This window comes from Bartonella sp. CE47NXGY (assembly GCF_042195415.1).
Taxonomy (GTDB): domain Bacteria; phylum Pseudomonadota; class Alphaproteobacteria; order Rhizobiales; family Rhizobiaceae; genus Bartonella.
The window spans coordinates 1-8,649 of sequence record NZ_JBHIOI010000008.1 but is presented as its reverse complement, the minus strand read 5'-3'; the positions used below and the strand labels follow the sequence as shown (position 1 = coordinate 8,649).

Sequence of the window (8,649 nt, the reverse complement as noted above, 5' to 3'; positions counted from 1 at the left end):
TTCAGCTTTTTCAACAAAAGAATTAAGAAATAAAGCAGCCGTTATAGAACCAGCAAAGCTATTTCCAGTTACATTGTTAAGATCAGCAATTGGTGATGATAACATCTCTTGGTAAGGTTTCCAAAGGGGCATTTGCCAAAGAGGATCAAAGACAGCGTGAGCAGATTCAGAAATTTGTTGTGCCCATATTGAATCATTACAATAAAATGCGGGAAGATCTGGTCCTAATGCTATACGCGCTGCCCCTGTTAAAGTAGCCATACAAAGCATGAATTGTGGACTTTCTTCATCACCATAGGCGAGTGCATCGGCAAGGACAAGTCGCCCTTCAGCATCTGTATTACCTACTTCAACACTTAAACCTTTACGACTTTTGAGAATATCACCTGGTCGGTAAGCATTCGCAGAAATTGCATTTTCTACAGCTGGAATCAAAACGCGTAAACGGAAAGGCAATTTTGCATCCATGATAAGTTTAGCCAATCCCAAAACGTTTGCTCCACCCCCCATGTCTTTTTTCATAAGCAACATGTTATTGGCTGATTTAATATCGAGGCCTCCAGTATCAAAAGTTACGCCTTTGCCCACCAACGTTATTTTAGGATGATGTTCTTGCCCCCAGAGTAACTCAATCAGTCGTGGTGCAGTGCTGCCTGCTCGTCCTACAGCATGAATCATCGGAAAGTTATGGGTTAAGAGATCGTCTCCACAAATACTTTTGATATGAGCACCATAGGTTTTTCCTAGTTTTCGAGCTTCTTTTTCGAGAGTATCAGGGTTCATATCATTGGCTGGAATATTAATGAGATCACGGACGAAAAAGACAGCTTCATAAATTCGTTGGAGTTCATTAAGATCAATAGCCTCATTGACATGGATAGATAATGATTTGAAAGAAGAATTTTGACGATAGCGATTAAATTGATAGCTACCGAATGCTAATCCAAGATAGGTATTTATTTCATCAGAGGTTGTACCTTCTAAATGCCATTGACCAGCAGGAAGTTTTTGAGCAAGAACTCCTGTGATAAAAGGATCGTTACCATTGCCAATTCCAAATAAAACTTTTTTTAAATGCCCCGTTTCGTGAGGAATAAAGAGTATTTGTCCCGCTTTACCAGTAAAGTCATTAACTTTTATCCATGCTGTTGTTGACGCATCAAGTGATAAGTTGGCAAGAGTTCTTTGGTTTACCAAGATGATAGGGCAACTGTTATCGATACGTGTTGAGGTAAAATAAATGTGGTGGTGCTGCATAGTTATGAGATCCTTATAGTCGTCTAAGTGCGACATATTCGACCAAATGATTTTTTCCCTTTCGTAGAATGAGATTGGACCGTGGTCGTGTTGGCAATATATTTTCCTGTAAATTTTTTAAATTAATCGTTTGCCAAAGATCCTCAGCGATTTTTGAAGCTTCTTTTTCATTGAGATGGGCATAACGATGAAAATAGGATTCAGGATTTTGAAAAGCTGTTTTACGCAAACGTTTAAAGCGCTCCAAATACCAGTGACGAATGACTTCTGTTTCAGCATCGACATAGATTGAAAAATCAAAAAAATCTGATACGAAAGGAATAGCTTTTCCATCTTTAGGAAGATCACTGACCTGTAATACATTAATACCTTCAACAATTAAAATATCAGGACGATCAATGGTAATAGTCTGATTTTCTAGAACATCATAGATCATATGTGAGTAAAGCGGGGCACGGACATTTCCGATACCTGCTTTTATAGCCGAAAGAAAGCACAGCAACTTTTTAATGTCATAGGAATCAGGAAATCCTTTGCGATTCATTCGATTTTTTTGCTGTAAGATTGCGTTAGGATAGAGAAAACCATCCGTTGTGATTAGATCAACTTTAAGGCTAGATGTCCATCTTTTCAACAGTTCTTGAAGAATGCGAGCCGTGGTTGATTTTCCTACAGCTACAGAACCAGCAATTCCAATAATAAAGGGCGTTTTTCTACTCTCTTCTTGATGAAGAAACTGCTGACGTTTGTGAAAAAGTTCCTGTACTGCTTCAACATGGCATGATAATAGACGCGATAAAGAAAGATAAATGCGTTGGACTTCTTTAAGATCAATAGGATCATCAATAGAGCGTAAACGCTTAATTTCATCAAAAGTCAAAGTAAGAGGTGTGTCTGCACGAAACTCTGACCATTCTTGTGCAGTAAAAACGCGATAGGGTGAATATCGGTCAGAAACGGATTTGATCAGATTATCTTTCTGATTAATTTTTTGTATAGTCGTATCAATCATTTGTATTGGTCGAGAATTTTTTGCAGCAGCAATTGATTTAAGAGTAGACAGATGAGCGGCTTCATTTTCAAGTAAATTTTGTTTTGCATGCTCTCTTCTTTTAAGATAGTAGATCATTTTTCATTAACTTATAGTCCAGTCATTCCAGTTTGCACGGATTTGTGCTAATGAGTGCCCTTGCGCCAAAAAAGTCCATAAAAGTAGACGCGCTTTTACGGCTGATAAATAACCAGACATGAGAGCACCAGAAGCAATCATATCGATTTCGGAGCCTTTATAGCCATAAGTTATACGAGTTGTTGAGCCATTACAACAACGACTAGCAATAATGATTGGTATTTTTTGTGCATATTGTTGTACAAGGTCTGCTTCTTGAAAACTACAGTGTCCTGCACCAAAACCAGCAATAACAACTCCAGCATAATACCCACTTTCAAGGCATAGTTTCATTAATTTTGCATCAGATGATAAAGAGGAATAGAGGAGTGCAATTTGATGATCATGGTTTTGGGGAAGATCAAACGTTTTTGGGAAAAATTTTCGATCATTGAAATAAATAAGTTTTCCCTCTAAAATAGTTCCTAAAACACCTGCAAGACCTGATTGAAATGTTTCGACTTTGACGGTATGGCTTTTATAGAGCCAATAAGGTGAATGAATTGCATCATTTATGACAACGAGAACGCCCCTGTTACGACTTTGTGTGGCTGCTGCGACACGAGTGGCTGCTAAAATGTTGGCGGGGCCATCGGCGCCTGCTTCATGAGGCATGCGCATAGCACCGGTTATGATGAGTGGTTCGGCTTCTTTCCAATAAAGAGAAAGAAAAAAAGCTGTTTCTTCCAGAGTATCAGTCCCTTGTGTTAAAACAATACCTTCTGCACCAGCGTTTATTTGTTGTTTTGCCCACTTAATTATTTCAAAAAGCATTTGAAACGATAAAGATCCACTTGGTATTTGCATCAATGTTTGTGCATGAATATCAGCAACGTTATTTAAATCAGGAACACTTTTTATGAGGTTATCTGAAGTTAAAGTCGGTTGCATGTGACCAAAACTATCAGCAGTCATTGCAATTGTTCCACCTAAGGTCCCTATGGCTATTTTTTTCATAATTTTCCTCTAAAAAGCACAAACTGTTTATATAAAGCTATTTAGCAGTAATTTACATTGACAACAATGATATCATTTTTCCATTTTCAACAAATTGAGTTATGCTGAATCATTGTGTTTTGCTGTATATGTTCTTAAATAGGACAATAGTAATTGAGTTTTACATTGTATGAAAAGAAATCAATATTAAAAAGTAAAGTTAATATTAAGGAGTTTCCTTATGACAGAACATAAGCCAGACATAATGTATGGTACAACAATTATTACGGTACGAAAAGGTGGAAAAGTCGTGATGGCCGGTGATGGTCAGGTCTCTCTTGGACAGACAATTATGAAAGGCAATGCACGTAAAGTGCGTCGTCTTGGAAAGAACGGAGTGGTTATTGCTGGTTTTGCAGGTGCTACGGCAGATGCTTTTACATTACTGGAGAGATTGGAAACAAAGCTTGAACAATATCCTGATCAGCTTATGCGTGCTTGTGTGGAACTTGCAAAAGATTGGAGAACAGATCGCTATTTGCGTCGTCTCGAAGCAATGATGCTCGTGGCTGATAAGAAAGTAACTTTGGCTCTAACAGGGCTTGGTGATGTCTTAGAGCCAGAAGATGGGGTTATGGCAATTGGCTCTGGAGGAAATTTTGCTCTTTCAGCAGCGCGTGCACTCATGGATTTGGATTTGGATGCAGAAACTATTGCTCGTAAAGCTATGGCTATTGCCGCTAAAATTTGTGTTTACACCAATGATCATTTTACGATTGAAACATTGGATGCAGAATTATCTTCTTTAGAGAAAGCTATTTAAATGTGTGTTGTATTTTCCCCTCGTGAGACTGTTTCTGAACTTGATCGTTTTATTATTGGCCAAAATGATGCCAAACGCTCTGTAGCTATTGCATTGCGCAATCGGTGGCGTAGGCAACAGCTTGATGAGCCGATGCGTGAAGAAGTTATGCCAAAAAATATTTTAATGATAGGGCCAACAGGAGTTGGTAAAACTGGTATTGCACGTCGATTAGCAAAACTTTCTGGAGCACCCTTCGTTAAAGTAGAAGCGACTAAATTTACTGAAGTTGGTTATGTGGGACGTGATGTTGAGCAAATTATTCGAGATCTTGTTGAAATTGCCATTTCTCTTGTGCGTGAAAAGAAACGGGATGAAATAAAAGAAAAGGCTCACGTGAATGCTGAAGAGCGCGTTTTAGACGCCCTTGTTGGTAAAACAGCAAGTCCTGCTACCCGTGATAGTTTTCGTAAAAAATTGCGTGAAGGTGAATTGGATGAGAAAGAGATTGAAATTGAAGTCGCCGATAATAATAGCAATAGTGCTTCAACCTTTGATATTCCTGGTATGCCTGGGGCACAAATGGGTATTATGAATTTATCAGATATTTTGGGCAAAATGGGCAGTCGTACAAAAGTCCGTAAGACGACAGTAAAGGATTCTTTTAAACCGCTCATTGATGATGAATCTGAAAAACTCCTTGATCAGGAGCAAATTATTCAAGAGGCGCTTCGTGTTGCTGAAAATGACGGTATTGTTTTTATCGACGAAATTGATAAAATTGCAACCAGGGATGGTGGAGCAAGTGTTGCGGTTTCGCGTGAGGGCGTTCAACGGGATCTTTTGCCTTTGGTTGAAGGAACAACAATTGCTACAAAATATGGGCAAATCAAAACAGATCATATTCTTTTTATTGCCTCAGGTGCATTTCATGTTTCCAAGCCATCTGATTTATTACCGGAACTTCAAGGACGTTTGCCCATCCGTGTGGAGCTGAACCCTTTAACAAGGGAAGATTTACGGCGCATTCTAACGGAACCAGAAGCTAGTTTGATTAAACAATATATCGCTCTTATGGCAACGGAAGAGGTTCATTTGGAAATTACCGATGATGCAATTGATGCTTTAGCAGATATTGCTGTAGATTTAAATGCAAGGATTGAAAATATAGGGGCACGTCGTTTGCAAACAGTGATGGAGCGCGTTTTGGATGAGATTTCTTTCACTGCACCTGATAAAGCTGGAACATCGTTTAAAATTGATGCTGCTTATGTGAGAAAATCTATTGGCGAGCTTGCTGCTGATATCGATCTTTCACGTTTTATTCTTTGAAAGTTATTGCTTGTTCTGTTTATCTGCGTGCTTCGATAATTTTGAAACCATGGGCTTGTTCATGTATCAACACTGTGCGGAAAATATTTTTTAATAATGTTTCATAAGGCAGGTGGCGGTTTGCAACAAAAAGCAGACTGCCGCTTGGCTTTAAGCACTTTGCAGCATTTATAATAAAATTTTTTCCTAATGAAACATCTGTTGTTTGTTGTGTGTGAAACGGTGGATTTGAAATGATTGTGTCATATAGATTTGTGACAGGTTCATGTACAAGGTCATGCCAATAAAAATGAATTGGAAAAGGAGCTGTTATGGATTTAAGGTGCTGTTTTGCTGCTCTCAAAGCATTGTAGTCTGCTTCATAAAGGTCGAGAGCGGTGAGTTTTTCACTTCTTTCAAGCGCAACGTGAGAAAGATAACCCCATCCAGCACCAAAATCAGCCGTTTTTCCAGAAATAATTTTGAGCATATAAGAAGCAAGCGCAGCAGATCCTGGATCAATACGTCCGTGTGAGAACATACCAGAAGTGGTTTGAAATTTACCAAAAGTGAGCGGTGGTGAGCGCAATTGCGCAATGTTATGTCTCTCAATTTGTTGAGGAACTTGCAACCAAAATACAAGACCATGATTTTTAGACAATTTATTGGTGATGGGAACAATTGTTTTGACCCATTTCATCATTGAAGCAGCACCAGCAGTTTTATCCCCACTAATTACAATCCATCTATTGGGTTTAACGCATTCTAATAAATCAAGAAAACAATTTTGGTTCAAACCACGATATTTGCTCAAATGTAAAAATGCACCATCATAGCTGAAAGTTTTATCTATTTGAGGAGAGCAGTGAAATTGAGTATCGACAAATTTTAAAAAATCTGGTCGCCAAGGCGTAATAACTTTTAAATTTTGTGCCCATTCTGGAGCTGGGATTTCTGTTAAACCAAAACTTAGCCAACACTGGTTTGGATCAGGATACGGGAGTTCATGATTTTCAAAAGGCAAAAATAATAACACATATGACTCTTTCAAAGAAAAATGCCACTCCAATGTTGGGATGGCATTTCATGATACGATAAGAGGAAAAACTTACTCTTCTTTCTTACGGCGGCGCTTATTTTCAGGTTGTTTTTTTTCATCCACGCACTTTTCTTCATTCATCGCTTTATCACCGGTGATTTCCTTTCCGGTTGTTTGATCAACGACCTTCATTGATAACCGAACTTTTCCACGCTCATCAAAGCCCATTAATTTAACCCAAACTTTGTCACCTTCTTTTACAATATCTGTTGTTTTGGTGACGCGTTCTGATGCAAGCTGAGAGATATGAACGAGTCCATCACGAGAACCAAAGAAGTTTATAAATGCACCAAATTCTGCAGTTTTTACAACTGTTCCTTGGTAGATAGCACCAACTTCAGGCTCATCGACAATAGAATGGATCCAACGTTTTGCTGCTTCAATGGTTTTAGCATCAGCAGAAGCAATTTTAATGGTACCATCATCTTCAATATTAATTTTTGCTCCAGTTTGTTCCACGATTTCCCGAATAACTTTACCACCAGAGCCGATAACATCACGGATTTTATCGACAGAAATATTCATAACTTCGATTCGTGGAGAAAATTCACTCAGCTCAGCACGTGCACTGGTTAAAGCTTTCGCCATCTCATTAAGGATATGGATTCGTCCACCTTTGGCTTGTTCAAGCGCGATTTTCATAATCTCTTCGGTAATACCATCAATTTTGATATCCATTTGCAAGGCAGTAATACCATTTTCTGTTCCTGCGACTTTAAAATCCATATCTCCAAGATGATCTTCATCCCCTAAAATATCAGAAAGAACAGCAAAGCGTTCTCCTTCTTTAATCAAGCCCATAGCAATACCAGCAACAGGGCGTGCTAGAGGAACACCAGCATCCATAAGAGCAAGTGAGGTTCCACAAACCGTTGCCATAGAAGAAGAGCCATTGGATTCAGTGATTTCTGAGACAGCTCGAATGGTATAAGGAAAAGATTCTTTCGTTGGCAACATGGGGTGAATTGCCCGCCATGCCAATTTGCCATGTCCAATTTCACGACGACCTGGAGAACCAAGGCGTCCCGTTTCACCCACTGAAAATGGTGGAAAATTGTAATGGAGAAGGAATGTTTCCTTATACATTCCTGTCAAAGAATCAACATATTGTTCATCTTCACCAGTTCCCAATGTTGCAACGACAATCGCTTGTGTTTCTCCGCGGGTAAAGAGTGCTGATCCATGTGTGCGGGGTAAAATACTTACTTCTGATTGGATAGGGCGTACGGTAGAAAGATTGCGTCCATCAATCCGCTTTTGGGTATCAAGAATGTTTCCACGAACAATTTTTGCTTGCAACTGTTTAAATACGGTTGCAATTTGATCTGCACTAAATTGACAGTCTTTTTCTGGTTCTGGCATAAATTTATTGAGGATTTCTGTCTTTAGTGCATCAATTGCAGCATAACGTTCTTGCTTATCAGTAATTGTGTAAGCCTTTCGTATATCCTGTTCTGCCATTTTCTGCATCGCTTTTTCAAGCTCAGAAAGATCTTCAGGAACAAAATCACGAGGATCTTTTGCAGCAACTTCAGCAAGCTTTATAATGGCATCAAGGACAGGTTGAAGGCCTTTGTGACCAAACATCACGGCCCCCAACATGATATCTTCCGGTAATTCTTGTGCTTCTGATTCAACCATCAAAACAGCACTTTCTGTTCCAGCAACAACAAGATCAAGTTTTGATTCAGGCATTTCATCGATATGAGGATTAAGAATATATTGTCCATTACAATAGCCAACGCGGGCACCGGCTATAGGCCCCATGAAAGGAACACCTGACAGGGTCAATGCCGCAGAAGATGCAATCATCGCAAGGATATCGGGATTGTTTTCGAGATCATGCTGTATAACGGAAACAATAACTTGTGTATCATTTTTATATCCCTCAACGAAAAGGGGACGAATTGGGCGATCAATCAAACGTGAAACCAAAGTTTCATTTTCACTTGGTCGACTTTCACGTTTTAAATAGCCCCCAGGTATTCGACCAACAGCATAGGATTTTTCTTGATAATTAACGGTGAGTGGAAAAAAGTCCTGGTCTGGTTTTGGGATTTTGGCCGATACAACGGT

At 39.1% G+C, this 8,649-nt stretch carries 7 protein-coding genes; 2 read left to right on the top strand and 5 right to left on the bottom strand.

Features of this window, described 5'->3' with window-relative positions:
• The 3 genes from ACFIL3_RS04215 to ACFIL3_RS04205 all read right to left on the bottom strand — a co-directional run.
• The coding region (locus ACFIL3_RS04215) for a M17 family metallopeptidase (protein ID WP_375681866.1) at nt 1-1,257 on the bottom strand (1,257 nt) is incomplete at its 3' end.
• Nucleotides 1,258-1,270: 13 nt separating this feature from the next.
• On the bottom strand, nt 1,271-2,269 hold the full coding sequence (coaA, locus tag ACFIL3_RS04210; protein ID WP_375627680.1) for a type I pantothenate kinase: 999 nt from the start codon (nt 2,267-2,269) through the stop codon (nt 1,271-1,273).
• A 123-nt stretch (nt 2,270-2,392) separates the two neighbouring features.
• Nucleotides 2,393-3,382: an asparaginase gene (locus ACFIL3_RS04205; protein ID WP_375627650.1), complete on the bottom strand. Its 990-nt coding sequence runs from the start codon at nt 3,380-3,382 to the stop codon at nt 2,393-2,395.
• A gap of 220 nt (nt 3,383-3,602) precedes the next feature.
• Here ACFIL3_RS04205 and hslV point away from each other — a divergent pair, with 220 nt between their 5' ends.
• Together hslV and hslU are read left to right on the top strand one after the other, a co-directional pair.
• Nucleotides 3,603-4,184: an ATP-dependent protease subunit HslV gene (hslV, locus tag ACFIL3_RS04200; protein ID WP_012754621.1), complete on the top strand. Its 582-nt coding sequence runs from the start codon at nt 3,603-3,605 to the stop codon at nt 4,182-4,184.
• A complete protein-coding gene (gene hslU, locus ACFIL3_RS04195) occupies nt 4,185-5,495 on the top strand; it encodes an ATP-dependent protease ATPase subunit HslU (protein WP_375611822.1) in 1,311 nt (436 codons plus the stop codon).
• Nucleotides 5,496-5,514: 19 nt separating this feature from the next.
• Here hslU and ACFIL3_RS04190 read toward each other — a convergent pair whose 3' ends face one another.
• Both ACFIL3_RS04190 and pnp read right to left on the bottom strand, forming a co-directional pair.
• A complete protein-coding gene (locus tag ACFIL3_RS04190; protein ID WP_375668317.1) occupies nt 5,515-6,510 on the bottom strand; it encodes a class I SAM-dependent methyltransferase in 996 nt (331 codons plus the stop codon).
• 72 nt (nt 6,511-6,582) lie between these two features.
• On the bottom strand, nt 6,583-8,649 hold a 2,067-nt coding region (pnp, locus tag ACFIL3_RS04185; RefSeq protein ID WP_375681865.1), incomplete at its 5' end, for a polyribonucleotide nucleotidyltransferase.